We start from the raw sequence: 25,867 nt of genomic DNA, 5'->3' as shown, positions 1-25,867 counted from the left end.
ACGAGAGCACGAGAGGTTGTGGAGCATGCGGCTGACCGCCGTCGAGGAAGGGCACCTGCGCAACGGGATGCCGGGGACGATCGGTATCGCCGCGGTGTTTCCCGGTGCGCCGTTCGACCTGGCGCAGGTGCGGTCCCGGGTCCGCGACCGCTGGGGCGGGCTGGACCGGATGAGCCTGCTGCTCCGGCGTCCCGGCGGACCGGCCGCGCTGTCGGGCCATCGATGGCGGACGGCCCGGCCGTTCGATCCCGTCGCGCACGTCACCGCCACCGACCGGGACCTGCGGTCCCTGCTCACCGACGGCGTCAGCGACCTGCTGCCGGCTGAACGGCCCCTGTGGCGGCTGCTGGTCACGCGGCAGGGCATCGTGCTGCTCGCCCATCACGCGCTGCTGGACGGCAGATCCCTGGAGACGCTGTTCCGGCTGCTGATGGACGACGCCGTGACCCCGCGGGCCGGCGTCCCGGCCGGGGCGGACCCCGCCGCGGTCGTGCGACAGCGGTCGCGTGTCGGTGCCGGCACCGTGTACCGGGAGTTGCGGCGCATCGGGTTCCCCGGCCAGTCCCTGCCCGCGACGCCCGAACTGCGGCCCTCGGTGGCCGTGGTCGAGCTGGACCCGCAGGTGATGCGGGCCGCCCGACGGCAGCCGGCCGGCGGGCGCGGAGCGACCCTCAACGAGTTGCTGCTGAGCGCGTACGCCGGTGCCCTGCACGCCTGCTACGGGCCCCTGCGGACCTGGCCGAACGCACCGACCCCCCTCTACGCCACGGTGCCGGTCGACCTGCGGAACCGCCAGAACGCGGGCCAACTCGGCAACGGCGTCACCGCGCTGCGTATGCCGCTGCCGGTCGACGTCGAGTCCCCGGTGGCGCGGCTGCAGGCGTGCCAGGACGAGGTCGCGGGGTTCGACCGCCGCTGCGACGCCCACCGCGCGTTCCTTCCCGCGCTGAAGGGCGCCGCACGGACCGTGCCGTGGCTGGCCGGGGTGATGGCCGAGCGGCTGGCCCGCCCCGAGCTCACCACGAGCCTGTGCACCGCGTTCAAGTGGCGTGACAACCCCAGCCGCCTGCACGGCCGCCCGCTGGCCCGCATCGTTCCCCTGCCGCAGCTGTCCCCACCCGGCACGGCGAACCTCTGCCTCGTCCACACCGCCGACGCCTACACACTCACCGTCGTCAGCCACCTGCGCGCCGGTGACGCGGAGATGATCGGTGACGCGGTGGCCCAGGAACTGAAAGCCGTGGCGGCGTCTGCCGCGTGGGTGAGTTGAAGGGCGGCGTCCGGTCAGGCGCGGCCGGCGGGCGGGCGACCTCGTACGCGTGAGCGAGGTCAGTCGCGCGGCCGGTGCAGCCTTCTGGCGATTTCCAGTTGCTCCTCGTCCAGCGGGCGGCCGTCCTCGATGTCCCAGAGGCAGTTCTGCAGGAGTCGGCCGTAGGTCCATGCACGCGCGCGTGCGCGGTCCAGGGCGAGGACGTCGGTCATGGCGTCGAAGCGCCAGCGGATGTCGTCGGCGTCGAAGCGGTTGGCGAGGGCGGGCCACAGTTCGAAGCCCGGGTCGCCGGCGAGGGGCTTGGGGTCGATGGCGAGCCAGGGGGCGCGTGCGGAGGCGAGGACGTTCTCGTCGTGGAGGTCCCAGTGCAGCAGGCGGTCGCCCGGTTCGTCGACGACTTCGCGTACGGCGGCGGCGCAGTCGGCGACGACACGGCGGGCCTCCGGGTCCGGGATCTGCTGCAGCGCACCGGGCGTCTGCTCCAGCATGTCCTGCGCGATGTCGCCGAGGCGGCGCAGGCCGGCGGGTGCGGTGAAGGACGTGAGGTGGGCCAGCAGGCGGGCGATGACCAGGACCGACTCGTGGACGTCCGGCCGGTGCGCGAGCATGCGGGACGAGTCGAGCCGCTCGAGGAGCATGGTGCCGGTGGGCTCGTCGTGGTCGAGGAGGCGTACCGCCCCGTCGCCGTCCCACAGGCGCAGCGCGACCGGCTCGCCCTCGCTCTCCTCGTCGAGGAGTTGCAGCTTCAGCACGGCCGGGGTGCCGTCCCGGCGGGTCACGGGCAGGACCAGGGCGCTGACCCCGTGCATCGGCCGTCCGTCGACCGTCAGCTCCCAGCGGTCGAGGAACCCCGCCGTCAGGTCCGGGAGCCCGGCGATGAAGGCACGGCCCGCCTCCCCGTTGTACTCGTGCTGTGATGCGGCGAGCTCCTGCGGAATGTCGATCACTTTGCGGACCCTACTGGGCTGCCGGAATCGGCTCACGCGAATTAACGTCCTCCCATGAGCAGCTCGGTCAACGGTGCCGTGAACGGCGCCATCTCCTTCTGGTACGCGCACGACGGCCTCCCCTCGGTGCGTGAGCCGCTCGCGGGGGACACCTCCGCGGACGTGGTGATCGTCGGCGGCGGGTACACGGGACTGTGGACGGCGTACTACCTCAAGAAGGCCGTCCCCTTCCTGCGGATCACCGTCCTGGAACAGAAGTTCTGCGGCTACGGCGCCTCCGGACGCAACGGCGGCTGGCTGTACAACGGCATCGCGGGCCGCGACCGGTACGCGAAGCTGCACGGCCACGAGGCCGCCGTACGGCTGCAGCGCGCCATGAACGACACCGTCGACGAGGTCGTACGGGCCGCCGCGGAAGAGGGCATCGACGCCGACATCCACAAGGGCGGGGTGCTCGAAGTCGCCCGTACGCCCGCCCAGTTGGCGCGGCTGAAGGAGTTCCACGCGCACGAGCTGTCGTACGGCGAGAAGGACCGCGAGCTGTACGGTGCGCGCGAGACCGCCGAGCGGATCCGGGTGGCCGACGCCGTCGGCTCGACGTGGACGCCGCACGGCGCGCGTCTGCACCCCGTCAAGCTGGTCAAGGGGCTCGCGGCGGCCGTCGAGGCGCTGGGCGTGACGATCCATGAGCTGACGCCGGTCACGGAGATCCGGCCCAAGCACGCGGTCACCCCGTACGGCACCGTCCGCGCGCCCTACGTCCTGCGCTGCACCGAGGGCTTCACGGCGGGCCTGAAGGGCCAGCGGCGGACCTGGCTGCCGATGAACTCGTCGATGATCGCCACCGAGCCGCTGTCGCAGGAGCAGTGGGAGTCGGTGGGCTGGGCGAGCCTGGAGACGCTCGGGGACATGGCGCACGCCTACATGTACGCGCAGCGCACGGCCGACGGGCGGATCGCGCTGGGCGGGCGCGGGGTGCCCTACCGCTTCGGTTCGCGCACCGACAACGACGGCCGGACGCAGCCCGAGACCATCGAGGCCCTGCGGGAGGTCCTCGTCGGGTTCTTCCCGGCACTGGCCGGGGTGCGCATCGAGCACGCCTGGTCGGGCGTGCTGGGCGTACCGCGCGACTGGTGCGCCACGGTCACCCTGGACCGGTCGACGGGGATCGGCTGGGCGGGCGGCTATGTCGGCTCGGGCGTGGCCACCGCCAACCTCGCCGCGCGCACGCTCCGCGATCTCGTCCAACTGGACTCGGGGCAGGGCCTGCAGACCGAACTGATCGACCTGCCCTGGGTCGGGCACAAGGTCCGCAAGTGGGAGCCGGAGCCGCTGCGGTGGCTCGGTGTGCAGGGCCTGTACGCCACCTACCGGGCCGCCGACCGGCGGGAGCGGCTGAGCGGCGCGGGGGAGTCGTCGCGGCTGGCCCGGGTGGCCGACCGGGTGGCCGGGCGGCACTGACATGCCCATCGCCGGGGCGGTGGGTGGGGGAGGGGCTCCGCGGTCCGGTGGGGCCCCTCCCCCCGTTTGTGGAGGCCGGTCGGGGGTGGCGGTCAGGCCACCGGCTCCGGGATCTGCGCCTCCTGTGCGGCACCGTGCTTCGGGGGTTTCGCCGTCACCATCAGCGCCGCGACCACACCGGCCAGGAGCGTGATGGCGGCGGCCCACCAGATGGCGACCGTGTAGCCGTGCACGATGCCCTCCTGGGTGACCAGGGCCCGCTGGGCCGGGTCGGTCAGGTGGGCGGTGATGTAGGCGGCGCTGCTGGTGGTGGCGATGGTGTTGAGCAGGGCCGTACCGATCGAACCGCCCACCTGTTGCGAGGTGTTGACGGTCGCGGAGGTCACGCCGGAGTCCTGCGGGGCCACGCCGGCCGTCGCCGTGGCGAAGACCGGCATGAAGATCAGGCCCATGCCGAGGCCCATGAGGATGAGGGCGGGGAGGATGTCGCTCGCGTAGGAGGAGTGCACGGTCAGCCGGGTCAGGAGCACCATGCCGATCGCGGCCAGCAGGGCGCCCGGGGCCATGAGAAGGCGCGGCGCGACATGGTCCAGGAGCCGGGCGGCGATCTGGGTTGAGCCGGTGATGATCGCGACCGTGAGGGGGAGGAAGGCGAGGCCGGTCATCACGGGCGAGTAGTCGAGGATGACCTGGAGGTAGTAGGTCATGAACAGGAACAGACCGAACAACCCGATGACGGCCAGCGCCATGGTGAGGAAGCAGCCGGCGCGGGTGCGGTCCTTGATGATGTGCAGCGGGAGCAGGGGCACCGGGGCCCTGGTCTGCCACCAGACGAAGGCGGCGAGGAGGGCGACTCCGACCACGAAGAGGGTCAGGACCATCGGGTCGGTCCAGCCGCGCGGCTCCGCCTCGGCGAACCCGTAGACGATGGCGACCAGGCCGCCGCAGCCGAGCAGCACGCCGGGCACGTCGAGGCGGGCGCCCGCATGGCCGGGGCTGTCGTGGAGCAGGGTCAGCGCGCCGAAGACGGCGATCACCGCGATGGGCACGTTCACGTACAGGCACCAGCGCCAGTCCAGGTACTCGGTGAGCAGACCGCCGACGATGAACCCGATCGCGCTTCCGCTGCCGGCCAGCGCGCCGTAGATGCCGAAGGCCTTGCCGCGCTCCTTGGGGTCGGTGAAGGTCGTCGTCAGCAACGACAGCGCCGACGGGGCCAGTACGGCGGCGAAGACGCCCTGGAGGGCGCGGGCGCCGAAGAGCATGCCGGCCGTGGTGGCGGCACCGCCCAGCGCGGAGGCGGCGGCGAAGCCGACGAGGCCGATGACGAAGGTGCGTTTGCGGCCCACCAGGTCGGCGATCCGGCCGCCGAGCAGGAGCAGTCCGCCGAAGGCCAGGCTGTATGCGGTGATCACCCACTGGCGGTTGCCGTCGGATATCCCGAGGTCTTCCTGCGCGGACGGGAGCGCGATGTTCACGATGGTCGCGTCCAGGACGACCATCAGCTGCGCGAGCGCGATGATCACCAGACCCCACCAGCGGCGGGGATCGACGTCCCGGGCGTGTTCACCCGTTCGGGTGACGGTCACCCGGCCAGAAGACCATGACTCGGGGCGTATCGCATCTGGGGGGTGCTTGTGGCCGGTCACGGCTCCAGCACCACCTTTCCGGTGGTCGCACGGGTTTCGAGGGCGCGGTGCGCGGCTGCCGCCTCGGCGAGCGGGAAGCGCTGCACGGCCGGGGTGAGGCGACCAGCGGCGGCCTCGGCGAGAGCGCGCAGCTCGAGGGTCTGCACGGGGTTGGGGCCGCCGGCCCGGCGCATCATCGCGGGGCCGAGGACGTTCTCGGAGACGCCGTCGACCAGGTAGGGCTCACCGTCGTGCAGCCCCTGTCCGGACCAGCCGAAGACGAGATGCCTGCCGCCCGGCGCGAGCAGGGCGACGCACGCGCGGGCCACGTCGCCGCCGACGCCGTCGAAGACGACCGTGACACCCCGGCCGCCCAGGAAGGCGCGGACCTCCCCGGGCCACGCCGGGTCCGTGTAATCGACGGCGAGATCGGCGCCGTTGTCCCGTACCCGGGCCGCCTTCTCCGGTCCCCCGGCCAGCCCCACGACGAGCGCGCCGGCGTTCTTCGCGTACTGCACGAGCAGGGTGCCGATGCCGCCCGCCGCCGCCGGGACCAGGGCCACCGCGTCCGGGCCGAGCTCGGCGAACTGCAGGATCCCCATCGCCGTACGCCCCGTGCCGATCATGGCGACGGCCTCGGCGAAGTCGAGGTTCTCCGGGATCTCGTGGACGCGGTCGACGTCCGTGACGGCGAGTTCGGCATAGCCGCCCGGGGCGAACCCGAGGTGGGCGACGACGCGCTTGCCGAGCCAGAGCCGCGCGACGCCCTCACCGAGGGACTCGACGACTCCGGCGACCTCACGGCCGGGGATCGTGGGCAACGCCGGCGGCTCGGGCGCCGGACCCTGGATGCCCTCGCGCAGGGCCGTGTCGAGCAGATGGACGCCGGCCGCGGCCACGGCGATCCGGACCTGGCCGGGTCCTGGTACGGGGTCGTCGAGCTCCTCGTGGGTGAGGTTCTCGGCCGGGCCGAAGGAGTGCAGACGGATGGCGTGCATCGGGATCCCCCATGGAGACGGGCCACGCGGACGGGCCGTGTACTCGGAAGCTGTCGGGGAGCCAGCCTTCAACCTCAAGCTTGCTTGAGGTCAAGGGCGTTCCGGCCGAGGGCCAGGGAGACGGCCGTGAGCGCGCTGTTGAAGGAGACCTCGGACAGCACGCCGGGGGCGGCGACCTGGTCCCCCGCCAGGTAGAGCCCGTCGCCCCGGTCGACGGCCGGGCGGTCGCGCCAGCTGGTGCCGGGCAGGTCGACGGCGCCCGTACGGCCGCTCGCCACGGACTCGCGCCGCCAGGTGACGCGCTCGCGCCAGCCGGGGAAACCGAGGTCGAGGAGTTGCTCGGCACGCGCGATGCCGGCGGCCTTGTTCTCGTGCGGGGCGATCGGGATCTGTCCCTGGATCAGCTGTTCCCCGGCCGGCGCCAGCGACCGGTCCTGCGCGGTGAACCGCTCCAGCCACCCGGTCTCGTCGAGATCGGAGACCGCGAAGGCATCCCCGCGCCGGGTGCGCACCGCGAGGTCGATGAGTGCCGTACGCCCGCTGGTCCACGTCAGCGAGTCGTCCCTGAGCAGGCGGCGGGCGGCGTCGAGTGAGGTCGCGAGGACGACGGGCGCGTCGGTGCTCAGGTCGTCGAGGCTGTCGATGCGGGAGAGGGTCTCCATCCGCACCCCGAGGTTCCACGCCCGGGCCGCCATTCGGTCGATCATGGTCGCCCAGCCGCCGCGCGGATAGTGCGCCTCCGGCGGCAACTTGGTGGCCCGGCGCAGCCGCTCCTGTACGAACGCCGCGGACAGAGCGCCGGGGTCGTGGTGGAACAGCGCGACGGCGGAGTAGTGCGCGGCGGCACGGGCGCCCTCCTCGCCGGCGATCCCGGTCGCCCACGTCATGAAGTCGAGGTCCACGGGCGCCTGCGGCAGCCCCCGGCGCAGCAGCTTGAGCATGGCGAACGGCGGGGTGCGGCGCAGGACGCCCCGATGCCGCAGCCGCAGGCGGGCGGCCTCCAGAGGCGGGATCGGCGCGAGCGGCCCGATGAGGTCCCGCTGCTTGAGCCAGGCCCAGTGCGGGCCTCCGTTGTAGAGGGCGTGCGGTCCTTCGTTCGTCCGGTACGGCCCGTCGGCGGTCCGCGCCCGCCCGCCGAGGGTGTGGTGGGTTTCGTACACGGTGACCTTGGCGCCCGCCTCTGCGGCGGTGATGGCCGCGGTGAGTCCGGCGAAGCCGCCGCCGATGACGGTGATGCGGTGCATGACTGGGGGTCTCCCTTGTGCTCGGGTCGCCTTGCTTCCCTGCTTCTGTGAGTACGACGGTCCTGGGCGCCCGGAATGTGACATGGGGGTGGTGGGGGTGCGGGTCGGCGCAGCCCCCGGTACTGGCTCGGCGTCGAGTTGACGGGAGTCGGCGCAGGTCGGAGGGATTGTCAGTGGTGGGGTGCAGCATGGGTGCATGGTGAGGAGAGCGATGGGTGCGGGCGGCGGTTCCGGCGGGGCGGGCGGTCCGGGCAGGGGCGGCGTGAAGCGCGCGCGGCGGCCCGAGGTGCGGCTGCCGCGGCTGGAGCCGTTCCGCGAGGGGGAGTTGGAGCCGGACGGGGACTATGACGGCCTGGAGTTCCAGGAGGAGGACCTCACCGGACAGGACGGCGGGGGCGCCCGCTTCATGGACTGCGCGCTGCGGGGCTGCGCCCTGGACGAGACGAGACTTCACCACGCCCGCATCCTCGACTCGGTCCTCACGGGCCCGCGGGGAGTCGGGACCGACCTCGCCGAGTCGACCCTGCGCGATGTGGAGCTGGTGGACGCCCGGCTGGGCGGCGTGCAGCTGCACGGGGCCGTGCTGGAACGGGTCGTGATCCGGGGCGGCAAGATCGACTACCTGAACATGCGCAAGGCCAGGCTCAGAGACGTCGTCTTCGAGGGCTGCGTCCTGGTCGAGCCGGACTTCGGGGGCGCGAGGCTGGAGCGGGTGGAGTTCGTGGACTGCGCGCTGAAGCGGGCGGACCTCACCGGGGTGACTCTGACGGACGTGGACCTGCGCAGGGCGGGCGAGCTGGACATCGCGCGGGGGGTGGACCGGCTGGCCGGGGCGGTCATCAGTCCTTCGCAGCTGCTGGATCTGGCGCCGGTGCTGGCGGCTGCGGTGGGGGTGCGGGTGGAGGCTGAAGAGTAGGGCCAGGCAGGGGTCAGGGGAGGGTGCGGGGGCGATCAGGAGGGGGCTGGTGGCGGGCTGGTGTGCGGTGCCTGGACGCCTGCGGTATGATCAATCCTGAGCTGGTCGCCGGAACTCGCGGTGGTCGGTGTTGCGTTGGTGGTCCAAGGAAAGACGTCCCGCTTCCTGCGGGGAGATGCAGGTGCAAGGCCTGCCCGGCGCTCGGATCAGGAGCCCCATCCCACGTTGTGCGGGATGGGGCTCCTTCGTTGTCCGTCGGGCGGCTGGGCTACGCCGGCCTGGGGAAGCGGGCCTGCAGGGTCCAGATCGCCGGGTTCTCGGCCAGGTCCTCGTGCAGGTCGATCAGGTCGGCGATCAGGTCGTGCAGGAAGTCACGGGCCTCACCGCGCAGTTCGGCGTGCGAGAAGGTCAGCGGGGGCTCCTCCGCCCGCATCCAGTCGGCCTCGATGTCGACCCAGCCGAAGCGGCGCTCGAAGAGCATGCGGTCGGTGGACTCGGTGAAGTCCAGTTCCGCGTGCTGGGGGCGGGAGGCGCGGGAGCCGGCCGGGTCCTGGTCCAGCAGCTCGGCGATGTCGCACAGGGCCCAGGCGAAGTCGAGCACCGGCACCCATCCCCAGGCTGTGGACAACTCCCGGTCCGCCTTGGTGTCGGCGAGGTAGACGTCGCCGCAGAACAGGTCGTGGCGCAGGGCACGGACGTCCGCGCGACGGTAGTCCGTCTGCGGGGGGTCCGGGAAGCGGTTGGAGAGGGCGTAGCCGATGTCGAGCACGGGGGTGATGGTGTCACGGGTCGGTGGGGGCGCGGCGGTGAGGTGGGGCGGCTCGCGTGCGGGCGCGGGGTTCGGTGGGGCCGGGGTTCGTGCGGTGTGCGGAGGTGAGGGTTTCCCGGCTCGGGTGTGGGCATGGAGGCGGGGGTGATGCGGCTCGCGTGCGGGCGTGCAGGCCCGCCGGTGTCGTGGCTCGGGGAGGTGATGGTTGGCGCGGCCCGCGCTCATAGGATCGCTGGTGTGTCCCGTTCCGTTCCTGTTGTCCCGGCCATCGGCTGTGGCTTGCTCGCCCTCGTCCTCACCGCGTGCGGCGGCGTCCACGGCACCCCCGGTGGGTCCGGTGTGCGCGACCCGTTCTTCCCCAAGGCCGGGAACGGTGGCTACGACGTCACGCACTACGACCTCGACCTCGCCTACGACCCCGACGACCGCCACCTCACCGGCACCGCCGAGATCACCGCACGTGCGGGCAAGGACCTCTCCGCCTTCGACCTCGATCTGAAGGGCATGGACGTCGAGCGGGTCACGGTGGAGGGCGAGCGTGCCCGGTGGAGCCGTAGCGGCCAGGAGGTCGTCGTCCGGCCGCGCGACGAGCTGGACAAGGGCGAGACCTTCCGGCTCACCGTCCGCTACTCCGGCACCCCGCAGACCATCACCGACCCGGACGGCTCGGAGGAGGGGTGGCTCCCCACCGCCGACGGCGCGCTCGCGCTCGGGGAGCCGACGGGGTCCATGGCGTGGTTCCCCGGCAATCACCACCCGTCCGACAAGGCGTCGTACGACATCGCGGTGACCGTCCCGGAGGGGCTCCAGGTGGTCTCCAACGGTGAGCCGGCCGAGCGGACCACCGACGGCGGCCGTACGACGTTCCACTGGCGCACCGCCGAGCCGATGGCGAGTTACGTCGCCACGCTCGCCATCGGGGACTACGACATCCGCCGCTCCAGCGTGCCGGGCGCGGCCGGCAGCGCGCTGCCCGTCTACACGGCCGTCGCCCCCTCCCAGGCCCGCTCCAGCCGTGAAGTCCTGGCCCGGCTCCCCGAGATCGTGGAGTGGGCCGAGTACAACTTCGGTCCCTTCCCCTTCTCCTCCACGGGCGCGATCGTCGCCCGCGAGAACGCCTCCGCCTACGCCCTGGAGACCCAGAACCGGCCCGTCTTCCCCGGCGCCCCCGGCACCGAACTGCTCGTCCATGAGCTGGCCCACCAGTGGTTCGGCAACTCCGTGACGCCCGAGAGCTGGCAGGACATGTGGCTGAACGAGGGCTTCGCGACGTACGCGGAGTGGCTGTGGCAGGAGGACAACGGCGGCGACAGTGCGCAGGAGACCTTCGACGCCCTGTACGACCACGGTGAGGACGAGTACGAGGACCTCTGGTCCTTCCCGCCGGCCAAGCCCACGAGCGCCGCGCACATCTCCGGCGACCCGGTCTACCAGCGCGGCGCGATGGTCCTCCACAAGATCCGCCAGGCCGTCGGCGACGACACCTTCTACGACATCGTCCAGGACTGGACGGCCGAGCACCGGCACGGGAACGCGGACACCGGGGACTTCACGAAGCACGTGGAGAAGACGGCCCCGGACGAGGACTTCACCTCCGTCTGGGAGGACTGGCTGTACGGGGAAGGAAAGCCCGAACAACCGTGACGCCGGCCCGTCGTCCCGCCGTCCTGCACAGACAGCTGCTCAGGACCCCCGCTCGAGATCCCGCCGCATCGCCGCACGGACCGCCCATATCGCCTCAGCGTGCTTGAGCCGCCGCTCCTGCAACTGCGGGGAGTCGAGCGGTGGGTCACCGGCTGCGAACCCGTCCTGGAGGTCCCGCAGCGTCGCGTAGACGTGCTCGAGCAGGTCGGACATCTCTCGCGGCGCGCAGATCAGGGCGGTCTCACGAGCCTCGTCGCAACCGGAGGCCCTGAACGCCTCCCGTACGGCCGTCTCCCGTGCCGCCTCCGCCTGGTCGCGGCTGGTGACCGCGGCCGCGTGCATGGCCTCGTAGGCCAGGCGGTACTTCGTCAGGACCGTCACATAGATCTGCCGGCGTTCCTGCCGGGTCCGGTCGGCCAGGTCTCGGCGCCAGCGGGTGCGGTCCGCGAGCGGCGTCGAGCCGACGCCGACCAACGCGCCGAGGGCGGTGCCTGCCAGGGGCGTCCAGTCCACGCCGGTTCAGGCCCCCCTGCCCGCTTCCCACTCGTCCAGGAGGCGGGCCAGGTCCGGGGGCCACAGGGGTTCGGGGGACTTGGCGAGGTCTGCTCGGGGCCACCACTGCCACGTGAGGATGCCGTCGGCGGCGTGGGCCGCGGGGAGGTCGGGGCCGGTCGGGTCTCGGTGGGGGCCGCGGGTGACGTAGATGTGCTCGTGCTGGCGGACCGGGGTGCCGGAGTGGGTGAAGTCGTGCTCCCAGGTGCAGAGCAGGGGGCCCGGTTCCAGGTCGGTCCAGCCGGTCTCCTCGCGCAGCTCGCGCAGGGCGCCCTCCTGGGGCGTCTCGTCGGCCTCCAGGCCGCCGCCGGGGAGGGCCCAGTGGACGCCGACCTCGACGTTGTCGTACCGGAACATGAGGACCGAGCCCTCCGGGTCGAGTACGGCGACTCGGGCGGCTTGGCGCGGGGTGCGCGGGGCGCTGTCGGGATCGATGAGCGGCTTGCGCAGGACCGTGCAGGCGCGGCCGAGTTGGAGGTCCTCGCCGTAGCCGACGACCTCGTAGTCGAGGGCGGTCCAGAAGGCGATGGCGTCGGGGTTGTTGTCGAGGACGGCCAGGCGTACGGCCGTACGGCCCGCGGTGCGCAGGCGCTCCTCGACCAGGGCGGCCAAGCGGCCTCCGTGCCCCTGGCGTTGGGCACGCGCGTCGACCATCAGCAGGCCGATCCACGGGTCGGGGTCGGACGGGTCCGGGTGCCGGGCGAGCGTGATCACGATCCCGACCAGCTGCCCGGCACTGCGGGCCAGCAGGACCTCCACGTCAGGGTTGGCCAACTCGTCGGCCAGCGCGGCCGCCACCTGCTCGGGCCGTACGTCGTCCGGGTCCGGGAACTCGCCGCTGAGCGCGTGGAACTCACGGTTGGAGGCGTAGAGCGCGGTGAGCTCGGTGAGGAGCGGGGCCGGGATGTCGTGGTCAGGGCTGAGGGGGAGCGGGTCGAGGATCACGTGGGGCAACCTATCGAAGACATGAACGATCGAAGACGGGATGATCGCGGCCCTGGACGACCGATCGCCGGACGCTCGAGGTCCTGGACGACCGAAGTCCCTGAACGCCGGAACCCCCGGCCGAAGCCAGGGGTTCCTGAACAGCGAGGCGTCCGTCAGACGTTCACGCCGAAGTCCTGCGCGATGCCCACCAGGCCCGAGGCGTAGCCCTGGCCGACGGCGCGGAACTTCCACTCGGCGCCGTTGCGGTAGAGCTCGCCGAAGACCATGGCGGTCTCGGTGGCCGCGTCCTCGGACAGGTCGTAGCGGGCGATCTCGGCCCCGCCGGCCTGGTTGACGATGCGGATGTAGGCGTTGCGGACCTGGCCGAAGTTCTGCGAGCGGTTCTCCGCGTCGTAGATCGAGACCGGGAAGACGATCTTGTCGACGTCGGCCGGGAGACCGGCCAGGTTGACGTTGATCGCCTCGTCGTCGCCCGCGCCCTCACCGGTGCGGTTGTCACCGGTGTGGACGATGGTCTGGTCCGGGGTCTGCTTGTTGTTGAAGAAGACGAAGTGTCCGTCCGAGTAGACCTTGCCCGTGGGGTTGACCGCGATCGCCGAGGCGTCGAGGTCGAAGTCCGTGCCGGTGGTGGTGCGGACGTCCCAGCCGAGGCCCACGGTGACGGCGGTCAGGCCCGGTGCCTCCTTGGTGAGCGAGACGTTGCCACCCTTGGACAGGCTTACAGCCATTGTTGGGAGTCCCTTCCCTCGTTGCGGTACGGCTAGAAGCTACAGCTACCCCTATGAACGCGGAGAGGGGTACCTCAAGTTCCAGGTGTCTTTACTTTCTTTACCAAAGAGCACCCGTAGGGGATATTCGCGTGACGTGGACCGGACAGAAGCGGGAACATGTACGGCATGTCTGGTCCCTACGTCATCCGTGGCTCCGTCTCCCTGCCCGAGGCCGAGCTCATGTGGCGTTTCTCGCGGTCGAGCGGCCCGGGGGGCCAGCACGTCAACACCAGCGACTCCCAGGTCGAGCTGCGGTTCGACCTGGCGAGCACGCAGGCGCTGCCCGAGGTGTGGAAGCAGCGGGCGCTGGAGCGGCTGGCGTCCCGCCTCGTGGACGGTGTCCTCACCGTCCGCTCCTCCGAGCACCGCTCACAGTGGCGCAACCGCGAGACCGCCGCCGTCCGCCTCGCCGCCCTCCTGGCCGAGGCGACGGCCCCGCCCCCCAAGCCGCGCACGCCGACCCGCATCCCGCGCGGCATCAACGAACGCCGGCTGAGGGAGAAGAAGCAGCGCTCGGAGACCAAGCGGGGGCGGACGGGGCGGGGCTGGACGTAGTCGGGTCGGCGCCGCCCGTCACCTCCGCCGAGCGGGGGATACGGTCGCGACCTTCGGACGATCCCCGGACACCGGACCGGTGGCGACGATCGAGGCTCATGCCGTCACACGTCCGGATTGGATCCCCATCGTGCTGAAGTGGACCCTGCGCGCCGTCGCCGTCCTCGCCATCGTCGCCGCAATCGCCTCCCCGGTCGCCATGCCCGCGCCCGCACCGGAAGCCGCCGCCGTGGCGCCCGTGTCCCACGCAGGCGCCCCGGGTGCCGGGCTCACCTCCGCCGTCTAGCCGGAAGGCGAGGCCTCTCTGTCACACCCTCGTCCCGCCAACCGTCAACGAAGTGACGACGGACCGCGAGGAGAGGTTGGGACAGATGAGCGGCGACCACAGCGGCTTTCGGGGCACCGGCTTTCAGGGCACCGGCTCTCAGGACACCGACTTTCTCGCCCAACGCTTCGAGGCGCACCGCGGACACCTCCGGGCTGTCGCCCACCGGATGCTCGGGTCGGTCGTCGAGGCCGAGGACGCGGTGCAGGAGGCTTGGTTTCGGGTGAGCCGGTCCGATACCGCCCGGATCGACAATCTCGGGGGATGGCTGACGACCGTCGTGGGCCGGGTCTGTCTCGACATGCTTCGCTCGCGCAAGTCCCGTGCCGAGGAGCCGCTGGACGGCGCGACCGCGGGTTCCGGTCCGGGTGCGGCCGTGCCCGGCACCGTCGCCGACCCCGAGCAGGACGCCCTCCTCGCCGACTCGGTGGGCGTCGCCCTGCTGGTCGTACTGGACACCCTGACGCCTGCCGAGCGGCTGGCGTTCGTGCTGCACGACCTGTTCGGGGTGCCGTTCGAGGAGGTCGCGGACGTCGTGGACCGTACGCCCGCCACGGCGCGGCAGCTCGCCAGCCGTGCCCGGCGCCGGGTGCGGGGCGCCGATGTGCACGAGGTCGGCGCGGCCGGGCGGCACAGGCAGCGGGAGGTCGTCGGCGCTTTCCTCGCCGCCGCGCGCGAGGGTGACTTCGAGGGGCTGCTCGAGGTCCTGGACCCGGACGTCATCGCGCGTGCCGAGGCCGGGGTGGTCACGGGTGCGGCGGCGGTGGCGCGGGGTGCGGCGACGTACGGGTCGCTCGCCGGTGTCGCGCGGCTCATGCTGGTCGACGGCGCCGTGGGGGCCGTCGTGCTGGTCGGCGGGCGGGTGGAACGGGCGCTGCGGTTTGCGTTCGTACGGGACCGGATCGCCGTGATCGACATCGTGACGGACCCCGAGCGGGTGTCCCGGCTCGACGTCAGGCCGATCTAGCCGGTGCGGTGCCGGTCCGGTCCAGTTCCAGCACGCCCACCGTCTCGCCCTCGCTCGTCTCGCCGTTGGGTCGGAAGCCAAGGCCCAGGTAGAAGCCCTCCGGGCCGTTCGGGCCGGGGTGCCAGGTGACGTAGAGCTGCCTGTCGCCCCGGCGGCGGAGCTCCGCGGCCACCGACTCGACCGCGAACCGGCCGTACCCCCGGCCCTGTTCGTCCGCGGCGATGTTCAGCCGCCACAGCCCGGAGCGCAGGAGGGTGCCGTCGCCGCGCCAGTCGATGTCGAGGAAGGCCATCAGGAACCCGACCGGGCGGTCGCCGTCGACGATCAGGCGCGGCCAGGCGACGCCCGCGGGGTGAACGTATGCCTCGGCCAGGGACTGCATCACCGGGGAGACCGCGAATTCCTGTTCGGGACGCACGCGTATGCCGGTGGCGGCCTCGAAGTTCGCGGGTGTGATTTCTTCGAGGCGTGGCGCTGAAGTGTTCGACGTCATCCCGGCACCGTAAGGCGGATGATCAGTTCCCCGCCATGGAATTGCGAACGGCTGCGTCCGCGGAGATCATCCCAACTGCCGGTAACGGCCCCGGAAATACGTAAGCGGCCCCCCGTTCGCACTCGGCAGAGAGGCCGACAGGACGCGGCCGATCACCAGGGTGTGGTCGCCGGCCGTCACGCGCTGCTCGGTGCGGCACTCCAGGGTGGCCAGGGCGCCGCCCACGAGCGGGGCGCCGGTCTCCTGGCCGCGCACGTACGGGATGTCGGCGAACAGCAGGCGGTCACTGACGCGGCCCTTCATGGCGAAGCGGCCGGCGATGTGGCGCTGGCTCTCGGCCAGGACCGAGACCGCCCACAGGGGCTGCTCGTCGAGCAGGTCGTCCATGCGGGACCCCTCGCGCACGCTGACCAGGACCAACGGCGGGTCCAGGGACACCGACATGAACGCCGTGGCCGTCATGCCGACGTCCTCGCCGACGGGTGCGTGCGGGTCGTCCGGGTCCAGCGGCGGCTCCAGCGCGGTCACCAGGACCACACCGGCGGCCAGCCGCGACATGGCGGCACGGAACTCGTCGTTGCTCACTCCCTCAGCATGCCCGGCGGCGTTGCGCGAGGCGGGGAGGACGGCGGTCACGGGCGGCGCGGGCAGGGAAGTGTTCGGCACGCCGAAAACGCTAATGTCGGCACCGCGCACCCGGCATCGGGCCTTCGCCCGAGAAGGGACCGGGAGGTGGTCCTAGGACCATGGACGGACGACTGACGTACCTGATCAAGACCGTTTCGTGGCATCTCCACACACGCACAAAGTTTGCGTTCAGTAAACGCACAGGAAAAACGCAGAAACACCGCTCAATTGTTCACGTTTACCTGTGACTTGAGTCACAAGGGCCATTAATTGTTGACCCTGTGTACCGAGTGAGCAGCGCGCTGTGATTCAGTGGCGGGGAACTAGCAAGGGAAGTTACGCCGAAGTAGAACCCTTGATTCGCTGCGAGGTCTCGGGGGGAGGGCGAGCATGGAGACCGAGTCGGAGCCGTATGTCCGTCTTGCGACCCTGCGGCAACTGCACCAGGTCATGGCTGACATGAACACGGCCCGCAGCCTGGCGGACACGCTGCAGACCGTCGCCGACGGTGTCGTCAACGGCCTCGGTTATGAGCTCGCGTGCGTCAACCTCGTACGCCCCGACGGCGATCTCGTCGTCGCCGCCTTCTCCGGCAACCCCGCCGCCGAGGCCCTCATCACCGGCCGTGTCGGCTCCCGGGACTCCTGGGAGCGCCGGCTGAGCATGGGCGAGCGCTGGGGCGACCTGGTCTTCATCCCGCACACCGAGGGCTGGATACTCGACGACGACGACGTCCCGCAGTGGTACACGGACGGCCCCGCGCCCCGCTTCGAGGACGAGTGGCACCCCTCGGACCGCCTCTTCGCCCCGATGTACACGCCCGGCGTGCAGGGCAGCGCGTGCGGCGAGCTGATCGGGGTCCTGTCCGTGGACCGGCCCCGCAACGGGCGGCTGCCGGGCGCATGGGGGCGCGAGGCGCTCCAGATGTACGCGTTCCAGGCGGCGATCGCCATCAGCAACGCACGTCTACGCGCGAATATGCAGCGGGCACTGGTCAGGCTCGAACGCGAGCAGCAGGCCCTGCGCGCCAGTGAGGAAAGCTTCAGGCAGGCCTTCGAGTACGCCCCGTCCGGCATGGCCATCGCGGAGATGGGCGGCGACCAGCACGGCCGGATCCTGCGCACCAACGACGCGCTGTGCCGCCTCCTCGGCCGGCCCGCCTCCGCGATGCGCCGCTACGCCTTCTCCGACCTCGTCCACCCCGAGGACATCGGCACGCTGCTGCGGACGTCCGCCGAGGGGGGCCGCGCGGAGCTCCGGCTCATCCGCCGTGACGGCACGTACGTGTGGGTCTCGCTGCGCAACAGCGTGGTCGCCGACGCCGCCGACGGGCCCCGCTTCCTGCTCACCCACGTCGAGGACATCGAGGAGCGCAAGCGTCGCGAGCTCCAGCTCGCCCACCGCGCCTCCCACGACTCGCTCACCGGGCTGCCGAACTCTGCCGAGCTGCGCTCCCGCCTCGCCTCGCGGCTGTGTCAGCGCTCCACGCACCCGGGTGCCGCCCTGGAGTCGGTCGACGCGGCCTACGGCCACCCGGCCTTCGATGCCAACGGCCACGGTTTCGACTTCCGGCCGGCTGTGGCGGCGTTCGACGCCTACGACCACCACGTGCACACCGTCGCGCCGGTCGAGGGTGAGCGGGACGACGGCGCCAAGGGGCTCGCGGTGCTCTTCTGCGACCTCGACGGCTTCAAGTCGATCAACGACCGGTTCGGGCACAACGCGGGTGACGCGGTTCTCATCGAGGTGGCCAGGCGCCTGTCCCGCCAGGTCCGCGACGGCGACACCGTGGCCCGGCTCGGCGGCGACGAGTTCGTGATCCTCGCCAACGGGCTCGGCAAGGCGGACGCCCAGGACCTCGCCGTACGCCTGCGCAGCGAGATCATCCAGCCGATCCGGGCCGAGGGGCGGGCCGTGCGGGTCGGCGCCAGCTTCGGCATCGGGTGGGCACACTGCGGAATGACTGCGGACGAAGTGTTGAAGTCCGCCGACGAGCGGATGTACGTAGAGAAACGATCTCGTCCCAAACAACACAGACGCGCCGGGTAACCCCCAGGTCAGCGAGCCGATGCGATCCGAGTCACCCGTTTGGGCCATCAGGAGCGGGTAGGCTCGCCATTCTGACCACACGCATCGCATCCGCCCGCACCTGGTGAGGAGTACCAAGGGATGACGTCCGGCAACAACGGCGCCAGCACGCCCGAGGACGACGACCCGTTCGGCTACCTCTACGCCGACGGGCAGGCCAACGGCGCCCAGCCGCCGTCCGGTGGCTACGGCTACCCGGGCTCGGTCAACCGTGTGCGCGCGGTCGGACAGCGCCAGTACGGCCAGCAGGCACCGACGGCCGCCTACGGCCAGGTACCGCAACAGCAGGGCACCTACGGCCAGCCGAGCGCCCACTACGCGGCCCCGGAGACGCACCCCGGCGGCGCGACCACGGCCCAGCAGCAGCCGGCATACAGCGGCGGCAACGGCTCGGGCGGCCGCGGCGGCCCCAACACCAAGGGCCTGCTGATCGGCGCGATCGCGGTCGTCGCGGCGGTCGTCATCGGCATCAGCGTGGCAATGCTGGGCGGCGACGGCGAGAAGGACGATGCGGGGGGCGACACGGGGTCGACCCCGAGCCAGTCCGAGAGCGCGGAGTCGCGTCCGTCGGCGAGCAGCAGTGCCGGGGCGGGTGCCGCGGACCTGCCGGCGATCGACGCCAAGGCGCTCCGCCTGGAGGGTGGCGCGGCCACCGCATCCGATGTGAAGGGCGCCGAGTCCGAGGGCGGCGTCTATGTGCAGGGATTCAACCAGGTCGGCGCCAAGGTCACCTGGACCGTCAACGGCATCGACAAGGCTCGTGACTACCGGCTCTACGTCCGTTACGACATTCCCGGAGTGGATGCCAACGCGACGCTGACGGTCAACGGCAAGGCCAACACCCAGCCTCTGGGCATGAAGAACTTCACGGGCTCGCCTGAGGGCGACTGGGAGAAGGGGTGGCAGTCCACCTGGGCTCCGGTGACGTTGACCAAGGGAACCAATACGCTCGAGATCTCCTGTGGCCAGGGGAATCAGTGCAACGCCTACATCGACCAACTGTGGCTGAAGTAAGGCCTGGATAGGAGAACGGTCCGCCAGACGTGCCGGCGGACCGTCGTGAGGGTGTCAGATCAGCCGATGCGGCCGAAGCCTACGCACTTGTCTGCGACCCACCTCTTCTTGCCTGCCCACTTGAGAGGCGTCCAAGTATTGTGTGACGAGTCGCCGCTTGAGCACTTGTACGATCCGCCCCTGACCTGACCTTCGCAGTTCGAGACCCAGCAGGGGACTCGGTCCGGCGTGCCGGTGCCGATGGCCTTGACCCTGAGCACTGCGGCGGAAGATGTTGATGTGCCCGCGCGGAGGCTCCAGTCGTTGAAGGATGTCGCATCTGACACGGCAGCCTGTGAGTGAGCGATCATTAAATCATCGCTCTGGAGTTCGGTGAGACCCGTTCCAGGTAGCTCCGCGGAGATGAAGCCTTGAGCGGCGCAACTCAGGCCGCGCTGACCTCCCCCGTCACCGCCACCCGCCCCAGCAACTCCTCATAAGCCCCCCGGTCGAACTCCCCCGCCACCGGCGCCACCACGCTTGCCGCGCTGAGTGCCGTCGCTCGGGTCAGGCGGTCCGGCCAGGGGAGCTTTTCCACCAGACCCGACAGCAGGCCCGCGACCGCCGCGTCGCCGGCGCCGGTCGGGTTGCCGTGGAGGCGGGTCGGTGGGGTGGCCTGCCAGCGGCCCTCGGGGGTGACGGCCAGGAGGCCTGACTTGCCGAGGGAGGCGACCACCGTACGGGCGCCCCGGCGACGCGCGTCCTGTGTCGCGCGCAACGGCTCGTGGGAGCCGGTGAGTTCGGCGAGTTCGTCGGCGTTGGGCTTGATGATGTCCGGGCGGGCGGCGACGCCCCGGCGCAGGGCCTCGCCGCTGGTGTCCAGCAGGACGGGGACGCCCGCGGCCCTCGCGGACCGGACCAGGCCGGCGTACGCCCCGACCGGTACGCCCGGTGGCAGGCTGCCGCACAGGGCCACCGCGGTGGCCGAGGCGAGGAGGTCCTCGTAGGCCTCCTGGAAGGCGGACCACTCGGCAGGCGTGATCGTCGGGCCGGGTTCGTTGAGCTGGGTCGTGTCGCCGGTGAGCTCGTCCACCACGGCGATGGTCCGGCGGGTCGCTCCCGTCACCGGGACCAGCGCGTCCACCACGGCCGGCGTGGCCGTGAGCAGGTCCTGGACCACGCGGCCCGTCGCCCCGCCCGTGAAACCCGTGACCGTCACCTCGTGGCCGAGGGCCGCCAGCACCCGGGCCACGTTCAGACCCTTGCCGCCGGGGCGTTCGGTCACCTCGGAGACGCGGTGGGAGGCGTGCGGGCGCAAGGACCGTACGCGATAGGTGATGTCGAGAGCGGTGTTCGCAGTGACAGTGAGGATCACCTGTACTCGACCTCCCCCGAAGAGTTCGGCATGCGTGTGCCGTCCGTCTGCCGGTTGTTCCTTCCGGCAGCTGCCGATCATGCCAAAAGGGCGGCGGCCGTCCCAGTCTGGCAGGACAACCACCGCCCTCAACAGCAGGACAGATCACCCCAGTTGGGGATCGACCACCCATTCGCCCCGGCGCATCACGCCCTTGAGGTCGAAGTCGGAGTCCAGCACCACCAGGTCGGCGTCCTTGCCGGGTTCCAGGGAGCCGATGCGGTCGTAGCGGCCGAGCAGCTTGGCCGGGTTGGCCGACAGCGCCGCCACCGCGTCCTCGACCGGCAGCCGGTCGATCGTCACGGCCCGTTTGAAGGCCCGGTCCAGCGTGAGGGTCGAGCCCGCGATCGAGCCGCCCTCGACGAGGCGGGCCACGCCGTCGGCGACCTCCACCTCCAGCGGGCCGAGCATGTAGCGGCCGTCGCCGAAGCCGGCCGCGTCCATCGCGTCCGTGATGAACGCGACCCGGTCCGCGCCCGCGTGACGGAACGCCAGCTCCAGCGCCGCCGGGTGCAGATGCGTGCCGTCGTTGATCAGCTCCACGGTCACCCGCTCGTCCTCCAGCAGGGCCGCGATCGGGCCCGGCTCCCGGTGGCCGAGCGGCGGCATCGCGTTGAAGAGGTGCGTGGCGACCGTCGCGCCCGCGTCGATCGCCTCCACCGTCTGCTCGTACGTCGCGTCGGTGTGCCCGATCGCGGCGATCACGCCGCGCTCCGCGAGCAGCCGTACGGAGTCGATGCCGCCCGGAAGTTCGGTGGCGAGGGTGACCATCGTCGCGTGGCCGCGCGCCGCGTCGATCAGCTTGCGCACGTCCGCCGGGTCGGGGTCGCGCAGCAGCTCCTCGGAGTGCGCGCCCTTGCGGCACGGGGAGATGAAGGGGCCCTCGAAGTGGATGCCGGCGATGTCGCCCTGCTCGGCCAGCTCGGACAGCAGGCCCGCGCGGCGGGTGAGGAAGTCCATGTCCCCCGTGACCGTGGAGGCGACCAGGGTGGTGGTGCCGTGCAGGCGGTGGGTGTGGATGCCGGTGACCACGTCGTCCGCGGTGCCCGAAGTGAACGAGGCGCCACCGCCACCGTGGTTGTGGATGTCCACGAAGCCGGGGACCACGTAGTGGCCGGCGAGGTCGATCACTCGGGTGTCCGCCGGGGCCGTGCCGGCGATCCGGGTGCCCTCGACGATCACCTGGCCCTCTTTGAGGATCCCCGTAGGCATGACCACGTCGGCGCCGGACAGGACGACGGGCACCTGGCTCGTTGCGGGCTGCGGGCTCGTCGTGGCTCGTCGCGCCCCGCGGCGGAGCCGCAATTCGGCGTTGTCCCGTGCCCCTAGGTCGGCTGCCATCAGGGGGTTACCTCCGTACGGTCGGTGTGGTCGAGGAGATCCCAGGCCAGGAGGCCGGCACCCAGGCATCCGGCGGTGTCGCCCAGGGCCGCGGGGACGATGGACGGCAGCTTCTGGAAGGTCACCCGGCGCCGGACGGCCTCCTTCAGCGGCGTGAACAAGGTTTCCCCCGCCTCCGCCAGGCCGCCACCGATGATCAGGGTGCGCGGGTCCAGCAGGGTGAGGGCGGTGACCAGGCCGTCGGCCAGGGCGTCCACGGCCGCGTGCCAGACCCGTACGGCGTTCGGATCACCGGACGCGACGGCCTTGGCGCAGTCCGCCGCGTCCGCCTCCGGGTCCCCGCACGCGGTGGCCCACGCCTCGCTCACCGCCGCCGCGGACGCGAACCGCTCCAGGCAGCCGCGCTGCCCGCACGGACACGGCGCTCCACCCGGCCGTACGACGATGTGGCCGATCTCGCCCGCGAAGCCGTGCGCACCCGCCTCCACCCGGCCGTCGATGCCGATGGCGCCGGCTATCCCGGTGCCGAGCGGTACGAACAGGAAACGGTCGGCACCCTTGCCCGCGCCGATCCGGCCCTCCGCGAGACCGCCGCTGCGCACGTCGTGACCGAGGGCGACGGGCACGCCGCCGAGCCGGTCGGCGAGCAGCCGCCGCAGGGGTACGTCCCGCCAGCCCAGGTTGGCCGAGTAGGCGGCGACGCCCTGCTCCTCGTCGACGATGCCGGGGACGGCGATGCCGGCGGCGGCCGCGGGCTCGCCGAAGCGCTCTTCGCCGTACGCGCGCAGCTCGTCGGCGAAGTCGAGGATGCCTTCGACGACCGCGTCCGGCCCGCGCTCGCGCCCGGTCGGGCGGCGGGCCTGGTGGAGCAGCTCACCGCTCGCTGCCGCCAGGGCGGCCTTCATCCCGGTGCCGCCCACATCGAGGGCGATGACGTGTCTCACGGGAACAGTGTGTCTTGCATACCCGCGAGAGGTCTAGTCCACTTACGTGGTGTAGACCTTATGGGGGCAATATGTATGACGTTTCGAAAGTTTCGAACATGGGTGTGGGGCGGTTTTGCGTGCAGCGGCGTAGACGTACGGGAACGATTGCGGCGGTGTCCGCGCTGGGCCTGTCGGCGGTTCTGGGCGGCTGTGGGCTGACCGGTGGTTCGGACGAGGTGACACTGAAGCTGGTCGCCGCGGACTACGGAGACAGTGCGGCGAACAGTTCCCAGAAGTACTGGGACAGGCTCGCCAAGGAGTACGAGGAGCAGCACGAGGGCGTGCAGATCGACGTCTCCGTGTACTCCTGGAACGACGTCGACGCCAAGGTCAAGGAGATGGTCGACGCCGGGGACGCGCCGGACATCGCGCAGATCGGCGCGTACGCCGACTACGCCGCGAAGGGCCTTCTCTACGAGGCCGACGAACTGCTCTCCATCCCCGTCCAGGCCGACTTCGTCTCGCAGCTCGCGGATGCGGGGCAGGTGAACGGCGTCCAGTACGGCATCCCGTTCGCCTCCTCCACGCGTCTGCTCTTCTACAACAAGTCCCTCTTCGAGGACGCCGGTCTCACTCCGCCGACATCCTGGAAGGAGCTGGCCGCCGACGCCGAGGCGCTCAAGGCGGAGGGCGTGAAGTACCCGTACGCGCTGCCGCTCGGTGCCGAGGAGGCGCAGGCCGAGACCATGCAGTGGCTGCTCAGCGGCGGGGGCGGGTACACCGACGCGGAGACCGGTACGTACAGCATCGACTCCGCGGAGAACGTCTCCACCTTCAACTGGCTCAAGAACAACCTGGTCGGCAAGGGCCTCACGGGACCCGTCCCGCCCGGGGAGCTCAACCGGGCCGACGCGTTCTCCGCCTTCGCCGCGGGGGATGTCGGCATGCTCAACGGCCATCCCTCGCTGATGCAGATGGCCGGGAAGAAGGGCGTGAAGTTCGGCATGGTGCCCATGCCCGGGCTGGAGGGGCCGACCAAGGTCTCCATGGGTGTGGCCGACTGGATGATGGCCTTCAAGCAGAACGGCCATGCCGAGCAGGTGGGGGAGTTCCTCGACTTCGCCTACGGCAAGCAGAACGTCCTGGACTTCTCCCGGGAGTACAACCTGCTTCCCGTCACCGACTCCGCGTCCACGGTGATGGCCGGGGCCGACCAGGACGCCGCCCTCAAGCCCTTCCTCGACCAGCTCCCGCTCTCCGAGCTCTATCCGGTGGGCCGGACGTCCTGGGCCGCGGTGAGCGCGGACGTCAAGAAGAGCATCGGCAGGACGGTGACGTCCGGGGGCAGCCCGTCGGCGATTCTGGGGCAGCTGCAGTCGGGGGCCACTCGGGCGGAGAGCGCGGAGTAGTTTCCGGTCGGCTCGGCTGCCGGCTCGGCTGTCAGTGGGGTGGGCTACGGTGCGGCACATGGACCAGGAGCAGCCCGAGGCCGCCGATCTCGCCGAGCGTGAGCGGGCGATTCTTGCGCTCGAGCGGCGGGGGTTCTCGGGGCCCGGGGCCAAGGAGCGGGCGATACGGGAGGGGCTGGGGCTGGCTCCGGTGCGGTATTACCAGCTGCTGAACGCTCTGTTGGATGATCCGCGGGCGCTGGCGCATGATCCGGTGACGGTGAATCGGTTGCGGCGGGTTCGGGAGGGGCGGCGGGGGGAGCGGTGACTCGCGGCGGTGCGGCAGGGGGGTTCGCCCCCGCCGCCCCTACCCGTCCCGTCCCGTCCCTGGGGGCTGCCGCCCCCAGACCCCCGCTTCGGCCTGAACGGCCTCGTCCTCAAACGCCGGACGGGCTGGATTGCCTGGACCGGCGCTGGAAATTCAGCCCCTCCCCGGCCCACCCGGGTTCCCGGATAAAGTCGCCCCATGGGCAGTCACAAGGATCATCTCCCGACCCCCACGACGCAGCCCGGCCGCGACGGCCTGGCCGCCATCCTCACCCTCCCGGCGCGCTCACTCATCGCGCTGGACTTCGACGGCACCCTCGCCCCGATCGTCCCGGACCCCGAAAAGGCCCGAGCCCACCCCGACGCCATCCCGGCCCTGGCCGCACTCGCGCCGAAGGTGGCCGCCGTCGCGGTGATCACCGGCCGCCCGGCCGAGGTCGCCGTGAAGTACGGCGGTTTCGCCGACACCCCGGGCCTGGAGCACCTCGTCGTGCTGGGCCACTACGGCGCCGAACGCTGGGACGCCGTCAGCGGCGAGGTCACCGCCCCCGACCCCCACCCCGGCGTCGCAGCAGTCCGCGCCGCCCTGCCGGACCTTCTCGAATCAGCAGCGCCGCGCACCTGGATCGAGGACAAGGGACACGCCCTGGCCGTGCACACGCGCCGCGCACCCGACCCCCAGGGCACCTTCGACGCCCTCCGGGCCCCGCTCACCGACCTCGCCACCCGCAACGGCCTCATCGTCGAACCGGGTCGCATGGTCCTCGAACTCCGCCCACCCGGCATGGACAAGGGCGTCGCGCTGAGCGAATACGTCCGCGAACTCGGCGCCGAGTCCGTCCTCTACGCCGGCGACGACCTCGGCGACCTCCCCGCCTACGCCGCCGTCGACAAACTCCGCTCCGACGGCACCCCCGGCCTCCTGGTCTGCAGCGGCAGCGAGGAGGTCACCGAACTCTCGGAGAAGGCGGACATCGTGGTCGAAGGCCCGGAGGGCGTCGTACGACTCCTCCAGGCGATCGCCACGCAGGCAACCTGATCCGGAGGGCCACCGCGAGGCACACTGCCGCAGTCGGTCGTGGCCAGGTGGGCTGCAGCAGGGGGCGCCGTAAGGCGAGCTGGTCCGAGCGATCGCAGTCAGCCGACCTGATCCAAGTGATCGCCGCGCAGGCGACCTGAACCGGGCGATCGCGTCGGGGAGGCTGCTGCTGGCAGTCGTCCGTGCAGGGCGAGGCAAGTCGCTGCAGTCGGCCGTGGTCAGGCGGGCTGGGGCAGG

The 25,867-nt window shown here is 71.5% G+C and carries 25 protein-coding genes; 12 read left to right on the top strand and 13 right to left on the bottom strand.

The window, feature by feature from the left end; translation table 11 throughout:
- The first annotated feature begins 25 nt into the window (after positions 1-25).
- Positions 26-1,270: a wax ester/triacylglycerol synthase domain-containing protein gene (locus tag ACZ7M7_RS37560; RefSeq protein ID WP_472124951.1), complete on the top strand. Its 1,245-nt coding sequence runs from the start codon at positions 26-28 to the stop codon at positions 1,268-1,270.
- A gap of 59 nt (positions 1,271-1,329) precedes the next feature.
- Here ACZ7M7_RS37560 and ACZ7M7_RS37555 read toward each other — a convergent pair whose 3' ends face one another.
- On the bottom strand, positions 1,330-2,253 hold the full coding sequence (locus ACZ7M7_RS37555; protein WP_472124948.1) for an aminoglycoside phosphotransferase family protein: 924 nt from the start codon (positions 2,251-2,253) through the stop codon (positions 1,330-1,332).
- Between the two features lie 18 nt (positions 2,254-2,271).
- Here ACZ7M7_RS37555 and ACZ7M7_RS37550 point away from each other — a divergent pair, with 18 nt between their 5' ends.
- Positions 2,272-3,678: an NAD(P)/FAD-dependent oxidoreductase gene (locus ACZ7M7_RS37550; RefSeq protein WP_472124944.1), complete on the top strand. Its 1,407-nt coding sequence runs from the start codon at positions 2,272-2,274 to the stop codon at positions 3,676-3,678.
- A 92-nt stretch (positions 3,679-3,770) separates the two neighbouring features.
- Here the strand turns inward: ACZ7M7_RS37550 and ACZ7M7_RS37545 are convergent, their stop codons facing one another.
- The 3 genes from ACZ7M7_RS37545 to ACZ7M7_RS37535 form a co-directional block, all read right to left on the bottom strand.
- Positions 3,771-5,267 (bottom strand): MFS transporter, encoded by a 1,497-nt coding sequence (locus tag ACZ7M7_RS37545; protein WP_383607058.1) that lies wholly within the window; start codon positions 5,265-5,267, stop codon positions 3,771-3,773.
- A gap of 56 nt (positions 5,268-5,323) precedes the next feature.
- A complete protein-coding gene (locus tag ACZ7M7_RS37540; protein WP_472124941.1) occupies positions 5,324-6,304 on the bottom strand; it encodes a zinc-binding dehydrogenase in 981 nt (326 codons plus the stop codon).
- A 74-nt stretch (positions 6,305-6,378) separates the two neighbouring features.
- Complete coding sequence (locus ACZ7M7_RS37535) at positions 6,379-7,632, bottom strand: FAD-dependent oxidoreductase (RefSeq protein ID WP_472124938.1); 1,254 nt, start codon at positions 7,630-7,632, stop codon at positions 6,379-6,381.
- A gap of 112 nt (positions 7,633-7,744) precedes the next feature.
- On the opposite strand from ACZ7M7_RS37535, the gene ACZ7M7_RS37530 reads away from it, so the two are divergent.
- Positions 7,745-8,464 carry a pentapeptide repeat-containing protein gene (locus ACZ7M7_RS37530; protein WP_472124934.1) on the top strand — a complete coding sequence of 240 codons (720 nt, stop codon included), beginning with the start codon at positions 7,745-7,747 and terminating at the stop codon, positions 8,462-8,464.
- Positions 8,465-8,732: 268 nt separating this feature from the next.
- On the opposite strand, the gene ACZ7M7_RS37525 is transcribed toward ACZ7M7_RS37530, so the two are convergent.
- Positions 8,733-9,233 (bottom strand): hypothetical protein, encoded by a 501-nt coding sequence (locus tag ACZ7M7_RS37525; protein WP_472124931.1) that lies wholly within the window; start codon positions 9,231-9,233, stop codon positions 8,733-8,735.
- 237 nt (positions 9,234-9,470) lie between these two features.
- Here ACZ7M7_RS37525 and ACZ7M7_RS37520 point away from each other — a divergent pair, with 237 nt between their 5' ends.
- Positions 9,471-10,877, top strand: a complete 1,407-nt coding sequence (locus tag ACZ7M7_RS37520; RefSeq protein ID WP_472124928.1) for a M1 family metallopeptidase — start codon at positions 9,471-9,473, stop codon at positions 10,875-10,877.
- 39 nt (positions 10,878-10,916) lie between these two features.
- Here the strand turns inward: ACZ7M7_RS37520 and ACZ7M7_RS37515 are convergent, their stop codons facing one another.
- The 3 genes from ACZ7M7_RS37515 to ACZ7M7_RS37505 all read right to left on the bottom strand — a co-directional run bounded on the left by ACZ7M7_RS37515 (position 10,917) and on the right by ACZ7M7_RS37505 (position 13,105).
- Positions 10,917-11,390: a hypothetical protein gene (locus tag ACZ7M7_RS37515; RefSeq protein WP_472124926.1), complete on the bottom strand. Its 474-nt coding sequence runs from the start codon at positions 11,388-11,390 to the stop codon at positions 10,917-10,919.
- A 6-nt stretch (positions 11,391-11,396) separates the two neighbouring features.
- The gene (locus tag ACZ7M7_RS37510) at positions 11,397-12,374 is read right to left on the bottom strand and encodes a bifunctional GNAT family N-acetyltransferase/NUDIX hydrolase (RefSeq protein ID WP_472124923.1); all 978 of its coding nucleotides are present in this window, start codon (positions 12,372-12,374) and stop codon (positions 11,397-11,399) included.
- A gap of 155 nt (positions 12,375-12,529) precedes the next feature.
- Complete coding sequence (locus tag ACZ7M7_RS37505; protein ID WP_107906089.1) at positions 12,530-13,105, bottom strand: TerD family protein; 576 nt, start codon at positions 13,103-13,105, stop codon at positions 12,530-12,532.
- Positions 13,106-13,264: 159 nt separating this feature from the next.
- Here ACZ7M7_RS37505 and arfB point away from each other — a divergent pair, with 159 nt between their 5' ends.
- From arfB to ACZ7M7_RS37490, 3 genes are all read left to right on the top strand, one after another.
- Positions 13,265-13,702, top strand: a complete 438-nt coding sequence (gene arfB / locus ACZ7M7_RS37500) for an alternative ribosome rescue aminoacyl-tRNA hydrolase ArfB (protein WP_383607040.1) — start codon at positions 13,265-13,267, stop codon at positions 13,700-13,702.
- 130 nt (positions 13,703-13,832) lie between these two features.
- On the top strand, positions 13,833-13,988 hold the full coding sequence (locus ACZ7M7_RS37495) for a hypothetical protein (RefSeq protein ID WP_472124919.1): 156 nt from the start codon (positions 13,833-13,835) through the stop codon (positions 13,986-13,988).
- 85 nt (positions 13,989-14,073) lie between these two features.
- Positions 14,074-14,994, top strand: a complete 921-nt coding sequence (locus ACZ7M7_RS37490) for a sigma-70 family RNA polymerase sigma factor (protein ID WP_472125095.1) — start codon at positions 14,074-14,076, stop codon at positions 14,992-14,994.
- Here the strand turns inward: ACZ7M7_RS37490 and ACZ7M7_RS37485 are convergent.
- Complete coding sequence (locus ACZ7M7_RS37485) at positions 14,981-15,487, bottom strand: GNAT family N-acetyltransferase (RefSeq protein ID WP_472124916.1); 507 nt, start codon at positions 15,485-15,487, stop codon at positions 14,981-14,983. The genes ACZ7M7_RS37490 and ACZ7M7_RS37485 overlap by 14 nt on opposite strands.
- Positions 15,488-15,553: 66 nt before the next feature.
- Complete coding sequence (locus ACZ7M7_RS37480) at positions 15,554-16,153, bottom strand: flavin reductase family protein (protein ID WP_472124913.1); 600 nt, start codon at positions 16,151-16,153, stop codon at positions 15,554-15,556.
- A gap of 351 nt (positions 16,154-16,504) precedes the next feature.
- Here ACZ7M7_RS37480 and cdgB point away from each other — a divergent pair, with 351 nt between their 5' ends.
- Positions 16,505-18,163 (top strand): diguanylate cyclase CdgB, encoded by a 1,659-nt coding sequence (cdgB, locus tag ACZ7M7_RS37475; RefSeq protein ID WP_383607029.1) that lies wholly within the window; start codon positions 16,505-16,507, stop codon positions 18,161-18,163.
- 120 nt (positions 18,164-18,283) lie between these two features.
- Positions 18,284-19,216, top strand: a complete 933-nt coding sequence (locus tag ACZ7M7_RS37470) for a carbohydrate-binding protein (RefSeq protein WP_472124911.1) — start codon at positions 18,284-18,286, stop codon at positions 19,214-19,216.
- 424 nt (positions 19,217-19,640) lie between these two features.
- Here ACZ7M7_RS37470 and ACZ7M7_RS37465 read toward each other — a convergent pair whose 3' ends face one another.
- The 3 genes from ACZ7M7_RS37465 to ACZ7M7_RS37455 form a co-directional block, all read right to left on the bottom strand.
- Positions 19,641-20,570 (bottom strand): 1-phosphofructokinase family hexose kinase, encoded by a 930-nt coding sequence (locus ACZ7M7_RS37465; RefSeq protein ID WP_383627048.1) that lies wholly within the window; start codon positions 20,568-20,570, stop codon positions 19,641-19,643.
- A gap of 144 nt (positions 20,571-20,714) precedes the next feature.
- Positions 20,715-21,821, bottom strand: coding sequence for an N-acetylglucosamine-6-phosphate deacetylase (gene nagA / locus ACZ7M7_RS37460; RefSeq protein WP_472125092.1), 1,107 nt, complete (start codon positions 21,819-21,821; stop codon positions 20,715-20,717).
- Between the two features lie 128 nt (positions 21,822-21,949).
- The gene (locus ACZ7M7_RS37455) at positions 21,950-22,894 is read right to left on the bottom strand and encodes an ROK family protein (protein WP_472124907.1); all 945 of its coding nucleotides are present in this window, start codon (positions 22,892-22,894) and stop codon (positions 21,950-21,952) included.
- A gap of 98 nt (positions 22,895-22,992) precedes the next feature.
- On the opposite strand from ACZ7M7_RS37455, the gene ACZ7M7_RS37450 reads away from it, so the two are divergent.
- The 3 genes from ACZ7M7_RS37450 to otsB all read left to right on the top strand — a co-directional run bounded on the left by ACZ7M7_RS37450 (position 22,993) and on the right by otsB (position 25,630).
- On the top strand, positions 22,993-24,285 hold the full coding sequence (locus ACZ7M7_RS37450) for an ABC transporter substrate-binding protein (protein WP_383607014.1): 1,293 nt from the start codon (positions 22,993-22,995) through the stop codon (positions 24,283-24,285).
- A 58-nt stretch (positions 24,286-24,343) separates the two neighbouring features.
- Positions 24,344-24,592, top strand: coding sequence for a DUF3263 domain-containing protein (locus ACZ7M7_RS37445; RefSeq protein WP_383607011.1), 249 nt, complete (start codon positions 24,344-24,346; stop codon positions 24,590-24,592).
- 198 nt (positions 24,593-24,790) lie between these two features.
- A complete protein-coding gene (gene otsB, locus ACZ7M7_RS37440) occupies positions 24,791-25,630 on the top strand; it encodes a trehalose-phosphatase (RefSeq protein ID WP_472124903.1) in 840 nt (279 codons plus the stop codon).
- The last annotated feature ends 237 nt before the right edge of the window (positions 25,631-25,867 follow it).

The organism is Streptomyces sp. NPDC111606 (assembly GCF_055656945.1).
This window is presented reverse-complemented; position numbering and strand designations above follow the sequence as displayed.

Excerpts from the sequence above, each read along its gene's own strand:
- ACZ7M7_RS37535 (WP_472124938.1), bottom strand. The coding sequence starts at position 7,632 with ATGTCACATTCCGGGCGCCCAGGACCGTCGTACTCACAGAAGCAGGGA.
- ACZ7M7_RS37445 (WP_383607011.1), top strand. The coding sequence starts at position 24,344 with ATGGACCAGGAGCAGCCCGAGGCCGCCGATCTCGCCGAGCGTGAGCGG.
- ACZ7M7_RS37560 (WP_472124951.1), top strand. The coding sequence starts at position 26 with ATGCGGCTGACCGCCGTCGAGGAAGGGCACCTGCGCAACGGGATGCCG.
- nagA (WP_472125092.1), bottom strand. The coding sequence starts at position 21,821 with ATGCCTACGGGGATCCTCAAAGAGGGCCAGGTGATCGTCGAGGGCACC.
- ACZ7M7_RS37540 (WP_472124941.1), bottom strand. The coding sequence starts at position 6,304 with ATGCACGCCATCCGTCTGCACTCCTTCGGCCCGGCCGAGAACCTCACC.
- ACZ7M7_RS37490 (WP_472125095.1), top strand. The coding sequence starts at position 14,074 with ATGAGCGGCGACCACAGCGGCTTTCGGGGCACCGGCTTTCAGGGCACC.
- otsB (WP_472124903.1), top strand. The coding sequence starts at position 24,791 with ATGGGCAGTCACAAGGATCATCTCCCGACCCCCACGACGCAGCCCGGC.
- ACZ7M7_RS37530 (WP_472124934.1), top strand. The coding sequence starts at position 7,745 with ATGGTGAGGAGAGCGATGGGTGCGGGCGGCGGTTCCGGCGGGGCGGGC.
- ACZ7M7_RS37450 (WP_383607014.1), top strand. The coding sequence starts at position 22,993 with ATGGGTGTGGGGCGGTTTTGCGTGCAGCGGCGTAGACGTACGGGAACG.
- ACZ7M7_RS37550 (WP_472124944.1), top strand. The coding sequence starts at position 2,272 with ATGAGCAGCTCGGTCAACGGTGCCGTGAACGGCGCCATCTCCTTCTGG.
- ACZ7M7_RS37485 (WP_472124916.1), bottom strand. The coding sequence starts at position 15,487 with ATGACGTCGAACACTTCAGCGCCACGCCTCGAAGAAATCACACCCGCG.
- arfB (WP_383607040.1), top strand. The coding sequence starts at position 13,265 with ATGTACGGCATGTCTGGTCCCTACGTCATCCGTGGCTCCGTCTCCCTG.
- ACZ7M7_RS37505 (WP_107906089.1), bottom strand. The coding sequence starts at position 13,105 with ATGGCTGTAAGCCTGTCCAAGGGTGGCAACGTCTCGCTCACCAAGGAG.
- ACZ7M7_RS37470 (WP_472124911.1), top strand. The coding sequence starts at position 18,284 with ATGACGTCCGGCAACAACGGCGCCAGCACGCCCGAGGACGACGACCCG.
- cdgB (WP_383607029.1), top strand. The coding sequence starts at position 16,505 with ATGGAGACCGAGTCGGAGCCGTATGTCCGTCTTGCGACCCTGCGGCAA.